Here is a 16,289-nt window from a genome sequence, read left to right on the forward strand (position 1 = left end):
AAAGCCCGGTTTCGACCGGGCTTTTCCGTTATAGCCTCGTCATCGCAACACGGAGGCGAGTAATGCCGGAACGCCATTTCCAGACGGTCGACGTTTTCACCACGAAACGGTTTTCCGGAAATCCGCTGGCCGTCATACTCGATGCGGCAGGCTTGTCCGACAGCGATATGCAAAAGATCGCCGCCGAGTTCGGCTATTCGGAAACGACGTTCGTCCTTCCGCCTGAAGATGCGGCCAACACCGCGGCGGTACGCATCTTTACGCCAGTCACCGAGGTTCCCTTTGCCGGGCATCCGAACGTCGGAACCGCCTTCGTCATTGGCAATCTCGGTTCCCTCTTCGGGCGCACTGTCGGTGATGTCCTGAGGTTCGAGGAGAAGGCCGGCCTCGTGGAGGTAAAGCTGATGCGAGACGGTGCCCGAGTCACGGGAGCGTCGATCCGTGCGCCCGGACCGCTCACGACAGGGTCTTTGATCGAAGTCGGAAGGCTCGCCCAATGCATCCGCTTGGCCAGCGACGAGGTAGCAATCTCGGCACATGAACCGGTCTTTGTGTCGGTCGGCCTCAAGTTCATCGTTGTTGAACTGAAAGACCTGGAGGCTCTCGGCCGCGCCGCGGTCGACATATCCTCACTCGCCGCACTTCGGGAGACCTTCTCCCACGAAGATTGCGATTGTGCTTTGTTTCTCTACGTTCGCTGCGGCGACGGGCACGTGCGGGCGCGTATGTTCGCACCGTTCGACAATGTCGCGGAAGATCCCGCGACGGGAAGCGCCTCGGCAGCCCTTGGCGCTTTCCTCGCCTTCCTGGACGGCTTTACCGGTTCCCGACGTCTCTTCGTCGAGCAGGGCATAGAGATGGGTCGCCCGAGCCGCATCACCGTCGACGTGACGAGCGATCAAGGTGTGCTGCAGTCCGTGTCCGTGAGCGGTGACTGCGTCGAGGTTACGCGGGGAAGCCTCGTTTCGGACTAGCTCAAGGTCTGATCAGCAACGTCACAGACCAGATGACGAAGGCGATGATCGCAATCTTCCAGAAGTCGCGGCGACGCCGGAGACCCGGCAGGCCGAGGGGCTTGATGATCTGCACGACCATGGCGAGGATCAGCAGAAGGCCGATTATCTTGGTCATGCATTCTCCGGTGCGTATCTGCCCCGGTCAAAAGCGAGACATCTTTTTGCCCGACAAGGGATTCGGCAATTCGTTAGCGGTTTGGCTCGTATAGTGCAACCGGACGGCCGGCTGCGACGTTGCTGCACCGCACCCTTTCTACAGTATGTTAGCCGGGAAACTTGCCGATATCATGAGACGAAATCTTATACCTGTCCTCGCCCTTCTGCTGGGTACGCTCTTCCTCTTCCTCGGAAACGGTCTTCACGGCCTTCTTTTGCCGGTCCGCGGATCGGCGGAGGGCTACTCCAACGAAATCCTCGGCCTGCTCGGCACGTCGTGGGCGACAGGCTTCGTCCTCGGCTGCTTCTACGCTCCGAAACTGGTGATGCGGATAGGACATGTTCGTGCCTTTTCCGGGTTCATATCCATCATCGCCATCATTGCCTTGATCACCGGGATGGTCGTGGATGAATATGCATGGGTTGCACTTCGCGCCCTCACCGGCTTCTGCACGGCCGGAACCTCGATGATCATCGAAAGCTGGTTGAACGAACGCGCAACCAACGAGAGCCGCGGCGCGATCTTCTCCTTCTACATCTCGATCACGCTCATCGGTGTTGTGGGGGGGCAGATGCTGGTCGGCCTCGGCGATCCGGCCACGACCATCCTCTTTATGGCTTGCGGCATCTTCTATTGCCTGGCCATGCTTCCGACGACGTTTTCCACGGCTGCCTCGCCGCAACCACTGAAATCCGTCAGCCTCGATCTCAAGAGCCTTTATCGCAACTCGCCGGTTTCGTTTGTCGGCATCCTGCTGATCGGCATCGCCAATGGCGCCTACGGAACTCTCGGGGCGGTGTTCGGCTCGAGAGCAGGACTTTCGCCGACGATGATTGCGGCAATGCTGTCAATCACCATCTTCGCTGGGGCAATTGCCCAGTTTCCTGCCGGCAAGGCCTCCGACATGACTGACCGGCGTTATGTGCTTGCCGCGCTCTCCGCAGTAGCCGCCATCGCTGCGGTCCTGCTTGTCCTGATACAGCCGCAGGACGCTGTCATTATGATCATCCTCGTCGCCATCTATGGCGCAGCTGCCAATGCGCTTTATCCAATTGCTGTGGCCCATGCAAACGACTTCGCCTCGTCGGAAAATTTCGTCAAGGTGTCGGGCGGGCTGTTGCTGCTCTTCGGCATCGGCACGATTATCGGCCCCACGCTGGGTGGTCCGGTGATGACCCAGTTCGGCCCATATACCCTCTTTGCCGTGACCGCGATCGCGCATATCGCGCTGGCCACCTATGCTATATTCCGCAGCAGGCTGCGCGCCGCCATTCCCATCGACAGCCGCGAGACATTCTCCTCGGCGCCGATGGCAACGCACCCAATGAGTACGCCTGAAAGCCTCGCACTTGATCCTCGTGCACAGCCTCTTGGGGAGCAAAGCGAATCACCGGATGAGGAGTTGAGCCATGATCGCCGATGACGACAGGCCCGCACGCAAAACGACACATGAGATAGGATGTGACCTCTCCCTGCTGGCTGCGGACGAATTGCGGTCGCGCATTGCACTGCTCAAAGCCGAAATCGAACGGCTGGAAGCGGAATGCATACGCAAGCAGGCCGGACGGCTGGCGGCGGAGAATTTGTTCAAGACCTGAGATTGTCGCGAAACAATACTTGGTAAAACTGGAAACCCGCTCGAAGAATCGCATTTTTCGCTTCTCGTTAACGCCCAATTAACTATTTCGGGAGATGATGTGAGCGTCCAGAGCTTCTGGATTCAGGCAGTTTCACCGACTGGCGAATAGGTCTGATTTTTCTCCCTGTTTTACCTTGAGAGCCGCTTTTGCGGCTCTTTTTTTGTCGCCTTAATCCTTCCACGAAATTGTGGGAATTAACCCTTCTTTAATAAACGACTTGCGCGTTTCAGGTATTGGTACCATCTTGTCAGCCATGAGATGGACGGTGCTACGAGGGCACCTCAGCCTGAACAAGTGATGCGTTAAACAGGGAAGACATCGATGAGCGATCAGGGCTTGAACACGATCAGCTTCGCCGGCCGCGCCGCGGCATCGGCGCCGTTCAAGGCGATCTATGCCGAGGGGATGGGCCTGGTGGAGGAGACCGCCGCCTATCTGGACGGTCCTGGCCGCTCTGCCGCCAAGGTACTGCCGCGTATGGCATCTGTACTTTACGCCGCCGAATCCATGCGCCTCACCACCCGACTGATGCAGATGGCATCCTGGCTTCTTTTGCAGCGCGCCGTGAACAACGGCGAGATGAGCCGCGATCAGGTTCTGTCGGAAAAGAGCAAGGTCCGCCTCGACGGCTTCAACGTCGATCGCAGCGCTCCGGGCTGGAACGACCTTCCCGAAGCCTTCCGTGACCTCGTTGAGCGTTCGCTTCGCCTGCAGAACCGGATTTCCCTTCTCGACCGCGAGATCTACCGGCCGTCCGACGCTTCCGTTGTTCCGGACAATGAGAACAGCGTACAGGCCCAGCTTGATCTTCTGCGCACGGCTTTCAACGCAGGCTGATCCGCACCCGTGAAATAGAAGCCCGGCCTGCTCCACGCAGGTCGGGCTTTTTTTGCGCCTCATCGGAAGATTGCGTTTTAGCAATTTACAACGTGTGATTATATGGCAAACTCCTCCTCTGCGAGGGAGGGAGCCATGGCCAAGTTCATTCTGTCCATCGATGGCGGCGGCATTAGGGGTACGATCCCTGCGGTTATCCTCACTGTTCTCGAGAAAAAGCTGTGGAAGCGCAGCAAGAAGCTGCCGCTACACCGTTATTTTCACATGATCGCCGGAACCTCGACGGGCGCGATCATCGCAGCAGGACTGACATGTCCGAAACCCGGACAACCATCCGAACCCGCTGCAGACGCCACCACTTTGCTAGACCTCTACAAGAGCAAGGGCGCGAAAATCTTCGACATCGGCCTCTTTCGAAAGATTGCTAATTTCGGTGGTCTTTTCGAGGAGCGCTACGATGCCGGCGCTCTTGAGAAGATATTGACGGAGATGCTCGGCAAGAAGACGGAAATCAAGGATGCCCTGACCAAGGTGCTCATCACCGGTTACGACATTCACGCACGCCGTGCCGTTTTCATGACCAATGCTGATCGCGATCACGAACGGTTTTACTTCTGGCAGGCCGTCCGCGGGTCGTCAGCCGCTCCCACCTATTTCGAGCCGGCGCTGGTGGAGGATCTCGCCAGGGTCAAGCACGGCGAAATTCCGGCGCTGCCGCTGATCGATGGTGGAGTCTTTGCCAACGATCCTGCAATGGCGGCCTATGTCGAGGGCTGCAAGCTGGGATGGCGCGACGACGGCGAGAAAATCGTCATCCTCTCGCTTGGCACCGGTTCGGCCAATCGCAAGATCCCCTACCAGCAGGCGAAAAGCTGGGGCGCTGGCGGATGGATCAACCCCGCCAATGATACACCGCTTATCTCCGTGCTCATGCAAGGCCAGTCCAGCACCGCCTCCTACCAGCTGAACAAATTGCTCAACGTCGAACCACCGTCCTTTGCGGACGGAGCAACGGTCGTGACGACGGACAATCGCGAGAAGCTGGACTACTTCAGGCTCGACGCGCCACTGGTCGGCGTCAACGACGCGCTAGACGACGCCACACCGAAGAACATCTCCGACCTTGAGCGCTTCGGCCTGACGCTGGCGCAGAAACACGATCTGGCGCTGGAAGAAATCGCCGACAGGCTCGAGGCTCTGTAAGCGCATTTCCCATAACGCAAAAACCCGGCTCAAGAGCCGGGTTTCAATATGCGCCAAGGTCAAACGGCTTAGAGGCCGAGGCCGCCGAAACGCTTGTTGAACTTCGAAACGCGGCCGCCGCGGTCCAGCAGCTGCTGGTTGCCGCCGGTCCAGGCCGGATGCGACTTGGGGTCGATTTCAAGGTTCATGACAGCGCCTTCCGAACCCCACGTGGAGTAGGTTTCGTATTCGGTGCCATCGGTCATGACCACCTTGATCTTGTGATAGTCGGGATGGATATCAGCCTTCATAGCGCTCTTCCTGATGTGCCGGAGGGTCCAATTGCCGCAATTGCGTCAGGGAACCGTATTCAATAAATGAAGCCGTAGTCCGATCAGGCTACGGCTTCCCAATTCGATGCGGTGCCTATACATGAAGGGCGCAACGATAACAAGAGCCAAGGCGAGAGTTTGGCGCCTGAGGGCAGGAGACGGCATGACGGACAAGACAGGAAGCAATGGGGCGGCGAAAACACGGCAGTTCGCGAGGCCGCTCGCGCAGCTGGCACCTTATCTTCTCCGGTACCGCGGCATGGTCGCCGCCGCGCTTTTCTTCCTCGCTCTTGCTGCCGCGACGACGCTCGCGCTCCCGCTTGCCGTCAGGAGGATGATCGATCACGGTTTCAATGACGCCGATCGTGGTTTCATCAACGATTACTTCGGCATGCTGATCGTCATCGCGGTCGTTCTCGCGCTGGCGAGTTCCCTTCGCTATTACTACGTCATCAATATCGGCGAGCGGATCGTATCCGATCTTCGTCGTGAAGTTTTCGCCCAGGTGACGCGACTGTCTCCTGCCTTCTTCGACGTAAACCAGTCCGGCGAGATCGTTTCGCGGCTCACCGCGGATACTGCCCAGATAAAATCCGCTTTCGGCGCGACCGCGTCCCAGGCTCTGCGCAATGCCATTCTCTGTCTCGGCGCGATCGGCATGATGATCTACACGAGCCCCGGTTTGTCGATTCTCGTGATCGCCGCGATCCCGATCATTGTCTTTCCGCTGGTCGCGTTCGGCCGCTCGGTCCGGAAACGGTCGCGGTTCGCGCAAGACACGCTCGCCGACGCGTCTGCCTTCGCAAGCGAAACGATCGGCGCAACCCGAACGGTCCAGTCCTACAATGGCGAAGCCGCCGCTGCCGCGCGCTTCGGCGACGCCGTCGAGCGCGCTTATCATGCCGCCCGCGGAGCAACGAAGGCTCGCGCGGTGCTGACCGGCGTTGCCATCATGCTTGTCTTCGGCAGCGTCGTCGCGGTCCTTTGGGTGGGCGCCCAGAGCGTCCTCAACGGCACCATGAGCGCGGGCACTCTTGGCCAGTTCCTCCTTTATTCGGTCATTGCGGCAGGCGCGCTGGGTTCGCTCTCGGAAGTGTGGGGCGAACTGTCCCAGGCGGGCGGAGCCGCGGAACGTCTTATCGAACTCCTGCGAGAAGTGCCGGCCATTCGCTCGCCGGAGGCGCCGACGGCGCTGCCCGAGCCACCTCAGGGGCGGATCGACCTGCACGATGTCCACTTTGCCTATCCGTCGAACCCAACGCGCTCGTCCCTAAAGGGCTTGAGCTTTAGCGTCAGCCCGGGAGAGACGGTCGCCATTGTCGGCCCTTCCGGTGCCGGCAAGAGCACCGTCTTTTCCTTGCTGCTGCGTTACTACGACCCTGTCAGCGGAACGATCAACCTTGATGGCACCGACATCCGCACCGTCGACCTGCAGGCACTCCGCAGCCGCATCGCGATCGTACCCCAGGATGTGACGATCTTCGCCGCATCGCTGCACGACAACATCGCCTTCGGCAAACCCGGAGCCACTCGCGAGGAGGTGCGGGCCGCAGCGGCTGCGGCGCAGGCCGCCGAGTTCATCGAGCGCCTTGACGACGGTTACGACACCAAGGCCGGGGAGCGCGGCATCACGCTTTCAGGCGGCCAGCGCCAGCGCATCGCCATTGCCAGGGCTATTCTTAAGGATGCGCCGGTTCTTCTTCTCGACGAAGCCACCTCGGCGCTCGACGCAGAAAGCGAGACGTTGGTTCAGAAGGCTCTAGACGGCCTGATGCGGAACCGCACGACGATCGTCATCGCCCACCGTCTGGCAACCGTACTGAAAGCGGATCGCATCCTGGTCGTCGACGACGGCCGGATCGTCGAACAGGGAACGCACCAGTCCCTGATTCAGCATGGCGGCCTCTACGCCAAGCTCGCGCGATTGCAGTTCGAAAATGGTGCGCAGCATTTCTCAGTCGCCGCGAAGTAACCAAGACCAAGCTCAGGAGCCAACCGCGCGTCCCGCGATGCGGCCCGAGAACAGGCATCCGCCGAGGAATGTGCCCTCAAGCGCGTTGTAGCCGTGCATGCCCCCGCCACCGAAACCAGCCGCCTCTCCAGCGGCATAGAGCCCTGGCAGCGGCTCACCGCGCCAGTCGAGCACGCGGCCTGATAGATCGGTGTGAATGCCGCCTAGCGTCTTGCGGGTCAGGATATGCAGCCGCACCCCGATCAGCGGGCCCATCGCGGGATCCAGCAGGCGATGCGGCTTTACGGTACGCATCAGCCGGTCGCCGAGATAGTTCCTCGCTCCCCGGATCGCCGTCATCTGGACATCCTTGCCAAACTTGTTCTCCGCGTCCCGGTCTCGGGCCTCGATCTGCTCGCGCAGGTGATGGATACCGAGCCGGCCCTCACCGCTGATCTCGTTCATCGCGACAACGAGGTCCTCGAGCGTGTCACGGACAGCGAAATCCTCACCCTTGTCCATGAAGGCCTGCACGGGCCCTGGCGGTTCCTTGCTAAGGCGCTTCAGCAGCAATCGGATGTTCTTATCGGTGAGGTCAGGATTCTGTTCAGAGCCTGAAAGAGCGAATTCACGTTTGATGATTGCCTTGTTGAGAATGAACCAGCTGTAATCATGGCCTGTCGCCCGGATGGCCTTCAACGTTGCCATGGTGTCGAAGCCCGGCATGGCCGGAGGTGCCAGCCGGTTTCCATCGGCGTCGCACCAGAAGGACGAAGGACCGGGCAATATACGAATCCCGTGCTGCGGCCAGATCGGGTCCCAGTTCTTGACACCCTCCGTGTAATGCCACATCCGGTCGCCGTTGATGACATCGCCACCTGCGGAACGCGTAATCTCCAGCATTCTTCCGTCGACATGCTGCGGAACGCCGCTGACCATTGTACGAGGTGGCGGACCCAGCCGCTCAACCGGCCAGCTTCGTCGGACGAGATCGTGATTGCCGCCGATACCGCCGGACGCGACCACCACGGCGCCCGCCTCGACTTCGAACTCTTGCTCAACCTCCCGGTTGGTCGCGGCACCGCGAACCGCTGCATCCGGCTTAAGCACGGCGCCTCGCGCACCGGTAACGACGCCATTGGTGACAGTCAGACTATCGACCCGATGCCGAAAGAGGAAAGAAAGCCGCCCCTCCTCAGCCATCGCCCGCGCTTTTCGGACAAAAGGTTCGAGCACACCTGGCCCCGTGCCCCAGGTAATGTGGAAGCGCGGAACCGAGTTACCGTGACCGTTGGCGAGCGAACCGCCGCGCTCGGCCCAGCCGACGACGGGAAACCAGCGCATTCCGAGGTCATGCAGCCAGCGCCGCTTCTCGCCGGCTGCGAATTCCAGATAGGCATCCGCCCACAGTCTTGGCCAGTAATCCTCGGCCCGATCGAACGCAGCCGAGCCAAGCCAATCCTGGCGCGCCAGGGCCTGGCTGTCGCGAATCCCCAACCGCCGCTGTTCCGGGCTGTCGATGAAGAAAAGCCCGCCCAGCGACCAGAAAGCCTGGCCGCCAAGATTCTGTTCGCCTTCCTGGTCGAGAACGCAGACCTTGAGACCGCGTTCGGCTGCTTCGGTCGCGGCAACGAGACCCGCGAGACCGCCACCGATCACCGCCACATCGAACTGACTTGCCGGCATAGGCGCGTCCTCCTCCACAGCCCATGGCTATTCTTACGAATACGTAAGAGTAACCACAAGCCCGGGAGCATGCCGATCAACCGTTATCGTTCGGTCAGCTTGAGCTCGATCCGTCGGTTCTGGTCGCGGGCCTCGGGTGTATCGCCCTCGGCAAGCGGCTGGAACTCGCCGAACCCTGCGGCGACGAGCCGATCGGCGGGTACGCCCTGGGAGACGAGAAACTTCACGACGGAAATCGCGCGGGCCGCCGATAGCTGCCAGTTATCGGCAAAACGCCCGGTACCGGATAGGGGCACATTGTCTGTATGACCATCGACACGCAGCACCCAGTTGATTTCAGCCGGTATTTCCTTGGCGAGATCGAGAAGAGCGCCGGCAAGTTTCGTCATCTCCGCCTGCCCGGCCGGATTGAGCGTATCGCCGCCGGACGGAAACAGCACCTCTGACTGGAAGACGAAGCGGTCACCGACGATACGGATGTTCTCGCGATCGGAGAGGATTTCCCGAAGCCGCCCGAAGAAATCGGAACGATAGCGATTGAGCTCCTGCACGCGCTGGGCAAGTGCCACATTCAACCGGCGCCCGAGGTCCGATATCTTCGCCTGGGAGGCGGCATCCTTGGCTTCAGATGCCTGCAAAGCGGATTCGACGGCGGCGATCTGCGCCCTCAAGGCGGCGATCTGCTGGTTTAGGAGTTCGATCTGGTTGAGCGCCCGCGCGCTCACCTGGCGTTCCTCGTCGAGCTGATCAGTGAGGGCGCCGACCTGCGCATTGGCCGCGTCTGCGGCACCCGCGCCGCTGGAGAGAAGTTCCTGAAGCCGCGAACGCTCACCCTCCGACGCCGCGAGAGAGGATTGCAGGGCGGCCAGCGAATCCTCGAGATCCTGCTTGTTACCCTTTTCCAAAGCCAGAAGCTCGGTGAGCTCGGCGATCTGATTGTTCAGCCGGTTGAGCACCTCGTCCTTGCCGGTGATTTCGCGGCTGAGAATGAACTGCGCCACCACGAAGACGGTGAGCAGGAACATGATCGCCAGCAGCAGGGTGGACAGCGCGTCGACAAAACCCGGCCAGTAGTCGACACCCCTGTCGCGACGCCGATTGCGAGCAAGAGCCATGACTACTTGTCCTCGCTGATCTTTTCACCCAGCTTGTCATTCAGCCGGTCGAGCGTCTTTCGCATCGCGCGGGTGTCTTCCTGCTGCGCCTCGATCCAGTCGCGCAGCATCTGCTGCTCGTTACGCATGTTCTTGACAAGGCCCTGGATGCCTTCGGCCAGGTTGGCGATGGCAGCCACCGACCGCTCCGACCCACCGCCCTCGCCCATCTTCGCCAGCTGCTGGACGAGCTTCTGCATCTCTGCATTGTCGCCGCCAACCTCAGAACCGACATCCGTGACGGAGGAAAGCCAGTTTTCCAGCTCGGTGTAGAAGCGGTTCTGAGCTCGCCCCGCCTGCAGATCGAGGAAGCCGAGGATCAGAGATCCGGAGAGACCCAGCAACGAGGACGAGAATGCGGTCCCCATGCCGCTCAACGGCGCCGTCAATCCGCTTTTCAACGATTGCAGGATATCCGCGCCATCTCCTGATGCGGGATCGAGCGACTGGATCACCGAGCTGATCGAGCCGATGGTGCCCAGCAGACCCCAGAAGGTGCCGAGAAGGCCCAGAAAGACCAGAAGGCCGATAAGGTAGCGTGAAATATCACGCGACTCATCAAGCCTGGTAGCGATCGAGTCGAGGATCGAGCGCAGCGCTGTTGTCGAAATCGCGACCGTGCCACGATTGCCGATCAGCGCCCGCATGGGTGCCAACAGCCGGGGCTCGCGTCCAACCTTTTCGGCACTGCCGGCCGCGCGAAACGAGTTGAACCAGCGAACCTCGGGTCTCAGCGCCAGCACGTGATTGAAAACCAGAACGATGCCGACCGCGAGAACGCCAAGAATCAGGCCATTCAGACCGGGATTGGTAACAAAGGCGGCGTGCGCCTGCCGGTAGAGGATTGCCGTTATGAAGCCGACGATGATCAGGAAAATCACCATCGTGGAGAAGAACGGCATGGGACTGGACAGCTTGGTGCCGTATCCTTCGCCTTGGACCTCCGAGCCCTCAAGGTCCGCCAGCTTCACTTTCGCCATGATCTATTCAGCCTCCTGGAATCTCGCCGCGGAGGCTAGTTTAAAATTGAGACGAATTGAAGGGGTCTGGCGGAAAGGTTTCCTACCGTTCCGGTTGTCAGGGCATCGGCCTGCTGATGACGTCGAGGAGCGACTTGCGGATATATTCGTTGCCGGCGACCACAGTCCCGGTCGTGAACATGTCGTTGCCGCCGCTCATGTCGCTGACGAACCCGCCGGCTTCGCGGATCAGCAGCAGACCTGCCGCGATATCCCAGGGCGATAGCCCCGTTTCCCAGAAACCGTCCAGACGACCCGCCGCCACATAAGCAAGATCGAGCGCTGCCGCGCCCATACGGCGCACGCCGGCGACCTCACCCATCACGTGACGCAGTTCGATCAGAAACTTTCCATGCTGGCCTCGACCGAGATGCGGAACACCGCAACCGATCACGCAATCCGAAAGCACCTTTCTTGCACCCACGCGGATACGACGATCGTTGACGAAGGCACCACCCCCCTTTTCGGCGGTGTAGAGTTCATCCGTTGCCGGGTTGAAGACAACCCCGGCAACAAGCTCGCCATTGCGCTCCAGCGCGATGGACACGGCGAACTGCGGAATGCCGTGGAGGAAGTTGGTCGTCCCGTCCAGCGGGTCGACGATCCAGCGATGCGCACCGTCGGTGCCCTTGATCTCTTCGCTCTCTTCGCCAAGGAAGCCATAGGTCGGTCGCGCCTTCAGAAGCTCTTCCTTGACGATCTTCTCGGCCTTGAAGTCGGCCTGCGAGACGAAATCACCCGGACCCTTGACGGAAACCTGGAGGTTCTGCACCTCGCCGAAATCACGCGCCAGCGACTTGCCGGCCTTGAAGGCGGCCTGAACCATGACATTGAGAAGTGCTGAACGGGCCATCGGACCATTTCCCCTGGTATGCTGCGAATGAAGGCGGCGGACGCGAACCGTGGCGAAAGCGCTGATCGCAAAAGCGTCGGGCCGGTTCAAGACCACAAAAACCGCCGAAGTTCAAGGGGGACGCATGAGAGGAGCCTATCACCCCGCCTGCAGCAAGCCCGTGACAGGAAGTGCGACCAGCGCGGCAACCCCGGAAAGGACGGTCGCCAGCCATAGATGCATGGCGAAGGACCGCTCGCCCGACACGGTTCCATAAACGGCCTTCGCCACCATGTTCGCGACGATTGCTGCCGCCAGGCCTGTTGTCGCGGCTTTGACGGTTAAAACCGGCAACATCCCGGCGATCGTGACGGTAGCGGCATCGACGTCCGCCAGTCCGGAAAACAAGGAGGCTATCACAAGCCCTTCGTCACCGAAGAACTGCGCTGCCGCCCGGGCGGCGAAAGCGACAAGGACAAGGAGGAGCGCCATCTTCAGCACAGCCCACAATTCGAATGGATTGGCCGGCGGCTGCGTTTCGCTGTCCGCTTTGGTTCGCCGAGCGAGAACGAGGCTGTAGACCCCCATGACGGCGGCCGCGAGAATGATGGACGGCAAGAGTGGCGCTGCGAGAGGTGCAGCAAGCGTGGCGACCAACAACCCGGTCCGCGCGAGCGAGACGGCACCGGCACTGATCGCGCCGGCGGCCAACGCTTGGCTTGTTGACGGATTCTCGGCAGAGCGCCGGGCAAAGGAGATCGTCGTACCGGTGGAAGATGCCAGCCCGCCTATTGCACCTGCCACCACACCACCGACGGATGGACCCAGCAGTCGGATCGCCACATAGCCGACAAAGGAAATCGACGCGAGCAGGATCGCGAGCACGAGGATTGATCGGGGCGATACCCCGCCAAAGGGACCGATTGTCTGATCGGGAACCACCGGCAGGAGCACGAACGTCATGGCGAGCAGGATGATGGCGGAGCGAAGTTCCGCCCACTGCAGGCGGCGGATAGCGGCATGAAGGAAATCACGGGCGGCAAGAATGGCGACGAGCGCAACCCCGCCAGCAGAGGCGAGCACCAGATCCCCCAGAACCGAAAGGGCTCCCAGTCCGAAGGTCAGCATGGCGGCAATGACCGAAGTGACGCTGAAACTCTGTTCGGCGATTGCCTCCCTGATGGAAAACACCACCATCACAATTGAAAGCGAAAGAAGGAAGACGCCGACTGTGATCCCCGGCAGGCCGCCGGTTTTTTGCAAGGCATGTTCGAGCAAGCCTGCGACACCACCGAGCATCCCGAACATCGTGAAGGTACGGATGCCGGCCGTGCGAGCACCTTCGCGCTCTTCCCGCTCGCGCCAGTGACGCTCCACGCCGACGGCCGCGCCGATGGCGATTGCCAGCCCCAGTCGCTCAAAAAGTTCAAGATTGTCCATGTCGACCCCGAGAGCCGCGGCGATCCTGCTAGTCGGCTGGCTGCCGCTACCTTACCCGAAACCGATTCGCGGCGTCGATGGCCTTCTTCTGCTGCTCTTCCGTAAGGCCGAGATAGAAGTCCTCCAGCCCCGCATCCGTCAACCCGGCGCGACGCGAAAGCACGTACCACTTGGCCGCCTCCACCGGATCGGGACGTGTGCCGAGTGCATTGATATAAAGATGCGACAGCCGGTTCTGCGCGACGACATTGCCGCGCCGCGCCGCACGGCTGAGCCAATGGAAGCCCTGGTCGTAGTCTCGCTCGCCTGCAATGCCGTTGACATACCAGATGCCGATGTCGAGTTCCGCCGTGTCGAAACCGGCCTTGGCCGCGCGGAGCATGTAGTCCCGTGCCTTCACCCGCTTGTCGTCGCTGACGCCCGGAAGCGTGTTGTAAAGCTGCGCGACGGCATATTGGGCATCGGCAACGCCCTGGTCGGCGGACTTTTCATAGTAAGGCAGGGCGAGTTGCAGGCCCTTGCGTCCGGGATTGTCACTGACAAGCGTCTGCGCCCAGTTGAACTGCGCGGACGCGTTGCCGGCATCAGCCGCCTTGCGCATGAAATCGTCGGCCTTTGCCTTGTCACGCTCGACGTGACGCCCCTCCATCAGGAGCAGGGCATATTGGAACATGGCATTTGGATCACCGCCGGCGGCGGCCTGGCCGTACCAGAAGGCGGCGGCCTTCGGATCCCGCTTCACGCCAAGACCCCTTGTGGTCATTTCGGCAATGAGGGTCTGTGCGGTCGGGTCGCCCAGTTGCGCTCGCGGCAAGGCCTTGTCCAGCGCGGTGAGATAAAGTCCCCGCTGGAAGGCACCATATGCCTCATCGAGCGGGCCGTCATAAGGCTTCTCAGGCGGCGGCTCTGGCAAGGGGGCGCCCATGCGCTGGTAAAGGGACAAACCTTGTATCTGTGTATCGGAGGCTTCCCCGGAAGGTTCAGCGGCTCCCGGACGTTCCGTCCGGTCAAGTGTCGTCGCGTCGTCCTCAAGCGGCCGGTTGACGGCATCGCCGCCGCCCTCCTGCGCGAGCGCCGCCGTTGCAAGGCTGATCAGCGATGCAAAGAGTGCCGAAGTGAGGTGTGCCCGAAACGCCATGCGCCGTTTCAACCGTCAAACCGTGGCGCTTTTTCGTCAAGCAGGGCGTTCACACGAGAGATGATCGTGGACGCCTGGGCGGGATCGGCGAAGACCGCCTTGCCCAGCGCCACGAACTCCGCACCGGTCTCCGCGACAGCGAGCGCCGACTCGGGATCCGTGCCGCCCATGACCATGCAGGGGATTTCGACCATCGACGCCCACCACTCCGCCAATGCCAGATTCTTGGAATGCGGCTCCGGCTTGATATCGCCGTCGAGCTTGCCGAAGAAGATGTAGTCGGGCTGCAATTCCCCGATTTCCAGGGCCGCGTGCCGTTCCTTGGCGGTGCCACCGCCAACGATCATCTTCGGCGTGTGCTTCTCGATCGCCTCAGCCAGTGCCTCCTGGTTTCCCTCGATATGAAGCCCGTCAGCCCTCGCCCGTCCCGCGACCCGACTGTCATTGACGATCAACGCAGCAGCTCCGGCATCCTGGATGACCGGCACCAGCTTCTCCGCATGCTCCTGAAAGACACGATCGTCGAGGTCGTACTTGGGTACGATCACCGATGCGACATCGCCGCCCTTGAGGGCATCGCCAAGCACTCGCGCACGCTCCACGGCATCGGCCATGTCAGGCAGCACGAGTACCAGACGGCATCGATTGTCAGCTGTGGTCATGTGTTCATTCCTTTCGGCGGCCCCCGTGCTTCATACCGTGGGGCTCGCATCCCTGTTGGAAATTCGATAGACCGGTGCGGTCAAAGGATCAACAGAAACCCATGCTGCCATCATTCGAGTTTTTTCTGGTCGCCATTCCGGCCGTCGCCGTCGTGGGGCTTTCCAAAGGCGGTCTGGGTGGCGCCTTCGCTCTCGTTGGCGTCCCGCTGATGGCACTCGCTGTGCCGCCGATGCAGGCAGCAGCAATTTTCCTGCCGATTCTCCTGGTCATGGATGCCGTCGCACTCTGGGCATGGCGGCAGTACAACGATCGCCGCACCCTTTTTATCCTGTTGCCGGGAGCAATTCTCGGAATCGGATTGGGCTGGGCTACATCAAGCTACGTGTCCGCCAATGCCATGAGGCTTGTCCTCGGCCTCATCACGGTGGCGTTCGTCCTACGTTTCGTTGCCGAGACCTATGTCAGGCACCGGGGCAATGAAATTGCCGCCCGCTCTCACAACAGTGTCCTCGCCACCTTCTGGGGGACAGTGTGCGGTTATTCGAGTTTCGTCGCCCACGCCGGAGGACCGCCGTTTCAGATCTACGTCCTGCCGCTGAAGCTCGACCCACGCAGCTACACCGGCGCCAGCGTGCGCTTTTTCGCGCTGGTAAACCTGATCAAGGTCATCCCCTATTTCGCCCTTGGCGAACTGGACACGGAAAATCTGACCCTGTCCTTCTTCCTCCTGCCCGTCGCGCTTGTCTCGACCTTGGCCGGCGCGCAATTGGTAAAGATGATGAAGCCGGCGATTTTCTACCCGTTCATGTACGGAATGGCGCTTATCGCCGGCCTGAAACTGCTTTGGGACGGGATCGGTCTTTAGTCGATTGCAGGTTGCTGCAACGCACAACCCGCTTGCCGGTCACCAAAGTTTCGCTTAGGCTTTTCCACATGAGCAATCCCGATGTCTTCGCAGCCATTGCCGACCCGAATCGCCGGCACATCCTGGAAGAACTTCGGCGCGCGCCCAAAACCGTCAACGACCTGGCAAAGGGCCTCCCCATCAGCCGCCCGGCTGTGTCGCAACACCTGAAGGCGCTGCTCGATTGCGGTCTTGTCACGGTCATATCGGAGGGGACACGGCGGATCTACTCCGTCAACAACCGGGGCTTCGACGGCATGAACCTATGGCTGGACCAATTCTGGTCCTGAAAAAACAAAGCCCCGCGAACCGCAATGGTCCCCGGGGCACGGTACTGA

At 60.9% G+C, this 16,289-nt stretch carries 17 protein-coding genes; 8 read left to right on the forward strand and 9 right to left on the reverse strand.

The window, feature by feature from the left end; all coding sequences use genetic code 11:
* Window positions 1-62 precede the first annotated feature (62 nt).
* A complete protein-coding gene (locus J5J10_RS21105) occupies window positions 63-974 on the forward strand; it encodes a PhzF family phenazine biosynthesis protein (RefSeq protein ID WP_211931626.1) in 912 nt (303 codons plus the stop codon).
* Window position 975: 1 nt separating this feature from the next.
* Here the strand turns inward: J5J10_RS21105 and J5J10_RS21110 are convergent, their stop codons facing one another.
* Entirely contained in the window at window positions 976-1,131 is a 156-nt protein-coding gene (locus J5J10_RS21110) for a hypothetical protein (RefSeq protein ID WP_208553837.1), read from the reverse strand.
* Window positions 1,132-1,303: 172 nt separating this feature from the next.
* Here J5J10_RS21110 and J5J10_RS21115 point away from each other — a divergent pair, with 172 nt between their 5' ends.
* The 4 genes from J5J10_RS21115 (at window position 1,304) to J5J10_RS21130 (ending at window position 4,853) form a co-directional block, all read left to right on the forward strand.
* On the forward strand, window positions 1,304-2,596 hold the full coding sequence (locus tag J5J10_RS21115; protein ID WP_211931627.1) for an MFS transporter: 1,293 nt from the start codon (window positions 1,304-1,306) through the stop codon (window positions 2,594-2,596).
* On the forward strand, window positions 2,583-2,771 hold the full coding sequence (locus J5J10_RS21120; protein WP_211931628.1) for a DUF1192 domain-containing protein: 189 nt from the start codon (window positions 2,583-2,585) through the stop codon (window positions 2,769-2,771). The genes J5J10_RS21115 and J5J10_RS21120 overlap by 14 nt, the downstream gene beginning before the upstream one ends.
* 363 nt (window positions 2,772-3,134) lie before the next feature.
* A complete protein-coding gene (locus J5J10_RS21125) occupies window positions 3,135-3,650 on the forward strand; it encodes a DUF1465 family protein (RefSeq protein ID WP_208553834.1) in 516 nt (171 codons plus the stop codon).
* A 135-nt stretch (window positions 3,651-3,785) separates the two neighbouring features.
* Window positions 3,786-4,853: a patatin-like phospholipase family protein gene (locus J5J10_RS21130; protein WP_211931629.1), complete on the forward strand. Its 1,068-nt coding sequence runs from the start codon at window positions 3,786-3,788 to the stop codon at window positions 4,851-4,853.
* Window positions 4,854-4,921: 68 nt separating this feature from the next.
* Here the strand turns inward: J5J10_RS21130 and rpmE are convergent, their stop codons facing one another.
* Window positions 4,922-5,143 carry a 50S ribosomal protein L31 gene (gene rpmE / locus J5J10_RS21135; RefSeq protein ID WP_208553832.1) on the reverse strand — a complete coding sequence of 74 codons (222 nt, stop codon included), beginning with the start codon at window positions 5,141-5,143 and terminating at the stop codon, window positions 4,922-4,924.
* A 184-nt stretch (window positions 5,144-5,327) separates the two neighbouring features.
* On the opposite strand from rpmE, the gene J5J10_RS21140 reads away from it, so the two are divergent.
* A complete protein-coding gene (locus J5J10_RS21140; protein ID WP_249116976.1) occupies window positions 5,328-7,136 on the forward strand; it encodes an ABC transporter transmembrane domain-containing protein in 1,809 nt (602 codons plus the stop codon).
* Between the two features lie 12 nt (window positions 7,137-7,148).
* Here the strand turns inward: J5J10_RS21140 and J5J10_RS21145 are convergent, their stop codons facing one another.
* From J5J10_RS21145 to J5J10_RS21175, 7 genes are all read right to left on the reverse strand, one after another.
* Complete coding sequence (locus J5J10_RS21145) at window positions 7,149-8,801, reverse strand: FAD-binding dehydrogenase (RefSeq protein ID WP_211931631.1); 1,653 nt, start codon at window positions 8,799-8,801, stop codon at window positions 7,149-7,151.
* A gap of 83 nt (window positions 8,802-8,884) precedes the next feature.
* Window positions 8,885-9,916 (reverse strand): peptidoglycan -binding protein, encoded by a 1,032-nt coding sequence (locus J5J10_RS21150; RefSeq protein ID WP_211931632.1) that lies wholly within the window; start codon window positions 9,914-9,916, stop codon window positions 8,885-8,887.
* A 2-nt stretch (window positions 9,917-9,918) separates the two neighbouring features.
* Window positions 9,919-10,935 (reverse strand): flagellar motor protein MotA, encoded by a 1,017-nt coding sequence (locus J5J10_RS21155; protein WP_208553828.1) that lies wholly within the window; start codon window positions 10,933-10,935, stop codon window positions 9,919-9,921.
* Between the two features lie 97 nt (window positions 10,936-11,032).
* Window positions 11,033-11,827 carry an inositol monophosphatase family protein gene (locus J5J10_RS21160; protein WP_211931633.1) on the reverse strand — a complete coding sequence of 265 codons (795 nt, stop codon included), beginning with the start codon at window positions 11,825-11,827 and terminating at the stop codon, window positions 11,033-11,035.
* 138 nt (window positions 11,828-11,965) lie between these two features.
* Window positions 11,966-13,246 (reverse strand): DUF4010 domain-containing protein, encoded by a 1,281-nt coding sequence (locus J5J10_RS21165; protein ID WP_211931634.1) that lies wholly within the window; start codon window positions 13,244-13,246, stop codon window positions 11,966-11,968.
* Window positions 13,247-13,292: 46 nt separating this feature from the next.
* Window positions 13,293-14,384, reverse strand: a complete 1,092-nt coding sequence (locus J5J10_RS21170; RefSeq protein WP_211931635.1) for a tetratricopeptide repeat protein — start codon at window positions 14,382-14,384, stop codon at window positions 13,293-13,295.
* An 8-nt stretch (window positions 14,385-14,392) separates the two neighbouring features.
* Complete coding sequence (locus J5J10_RS21175) at window positions 14,393-15,046, reverse strand: thiamine phosphate synthase (RefSeq protein ID WP_211931636.1); 654 nt, start codon at window positions 15,044-15,046, stop codon at window positions 14,393-14,395.
* A 101-nt stretch (window positions 15,047-15,147) separates the two neighbouring features.
* On the opposite strand from J5J10_RS21175, the gene J5J10_RS21180 reads away from it, so the two are divergent.
* On the forward strand, window positions 15,148-15,912 hold the full coding sequence (locus J5J10_RS21180; protein WP_211931637.1) for a sulfite exporter TauE/SafE family protein: 765 nt from the start codon (window positions 15,148-15,150) through the stop codon (window positions 15,910-15,912).
* Window positions 15,913-15,980: 68 nt separating this feature from the next.
* Window positions 15,981-16,241, forward strand: a complete 261-nt coding sequence (locus tag J5J10_RS21185) for a metalloregulator ArsR/SmtB family transcription factor (RefSeq protein ID WP_211931638.1) — start codon at window positions 15,981-15,983, stop codon at window positions 16,239-16,241.
* Window positions 16,242-16,289 lie beyond the last annotated feature (48 nt).

It is taken from the genome of Ciceribacter sp. L1K23 (genome assembly GCF_018122705.1).
In the GTDB taxonomy this organism is placed as follows: domain Bacteria; phylum Pseudomonadota; class Alphaproteobacteria; order Rhizobiales; family Rhizobiaceae; genus Allorhizobium.

Excerpts from the sequence above, each read along its gene's own strand:
- J5J10_RS21105 (WP_211931626.1), top strand. The coding sequence starts at position 63 with ATGCCGGAACGCCATTTCCAGACGGTCGACGTTTTCACCACGAAACGG.
- J5J10_RS21110 (WP_208553837.1), bottom strand. The coding sequence starts at position 1,131 with ATGACCAAGATAATCGGCCTTCTGCTGATCCTCGCCATGGTCGTGCAG.
- J5J10_RS21115 (WP_211931627.1), top strand. The coding sequence starts at position 1,304 with ATGAGACGAAATCTTATACCTGTCCTCGCCCTTCTGCTGGGTACGCTC.
- J5J10_RS21120 (WP_211931628.1), top strand. The coding sequence starts at position 2,583 with ATGATCGCCGATGACGACAGGCCCGCACGCAAAACGACACATGAGATA.
- J5J10_RS21125 (WP_208553834.1), top strand. The coding sequence starts at position 3,135 with ATGAGCGATCAGGGCTTGAACACGATCAGCTTCGCCGGCCGCGCCGCG.
- J5J10_RS21130 (WP_211931629.1), top strand. The coding sequence starts at position 3,786 with ATGGCCAAGTTCATTCTGTCCATCGATGGCGGCGGCATTAGGGGTACG.
- rpmE (WP_208553832.1), bottom strand. The coding sequence starts at position 5,143 with ATGAAGGCTGATATCCATCCCGACTATCACAAGATCAAGGTGGTCATG.
- J5J10_RS21140 (WP_249116976.1), top strand. The coding sequence starts at position 5,328 with ATGACGGACAAGACAGGAAGCAATGGGGCGGCGAAAACACGGCAGTTC.
- J5J10_RS21145 (WP_211931631.1), bottom strand. The coding sequence starts at position 8,801 with ATGCCGGCAAGTCAGTTCGATGTGGCGGTGATCGGTGGCGGTCTCGCG.
- J5J10_RS21150 (WP_211931632.1), bottom strand. The coding sequence starts at position 9,916 with ATGGCTCTTGCTCGCAATCGGCGTCGCGACAGGGGTGTCGACTACTGG.
- J5J10_RS21155 (WP_208553828.1), bottom strand. The coding sequence starts at position 10,935 with ATGGCGAAAGTGAAGCTGGCGGACCTTGAGGGCTCGGAGGTCCAAGGC.
- J5J10_RS21160 (WP_211931633.1), bottom strand. The coding sequence starts at position 11,827 with ATGGCCCGTTCAGCACTTCTCAATGTCATGGTTCAGGCCGCCTTCAAG.
- J5J10_RS21165 (WP_211931634.1), bottom strand. The coding sequence starts at position 13,246 with ATGGACAATCTTGAACTTTTTGAGCGACTGGGGCTGGCAATCGCCATC.
- J5J10_RS21170 (WP_211931635.1), bottom strand. The coding sequence starts at position 14,384 with ATGGCGTTTCGGGCACACCTCACTTCGGCACTCTTTGCATCGCTGATC.
- J5J10_RS21175 (WP_211931636.1), bottom strand. The coding sequence starts at position 15,046 with ATGACCACAGCTGACAATCGATGCCGTCTGGTACTCGTGCTGCCTGAC.
- J5J10_RS21180 (WP_211931637.1), top strand. The coding sequence starts at position 15,148 with ATGCTGCCATCATTCGAGTTTTTTCTGGTCGCCATTCCGGCCGTCGCC.
- J5J10_RS21185 (WP_211931638.1), top strand. The coding sequence starts at position 15,981 with ATGAGCAATCCCGATGTCTTCGCAGCCATTGCCGACCCGAATCGCCGG.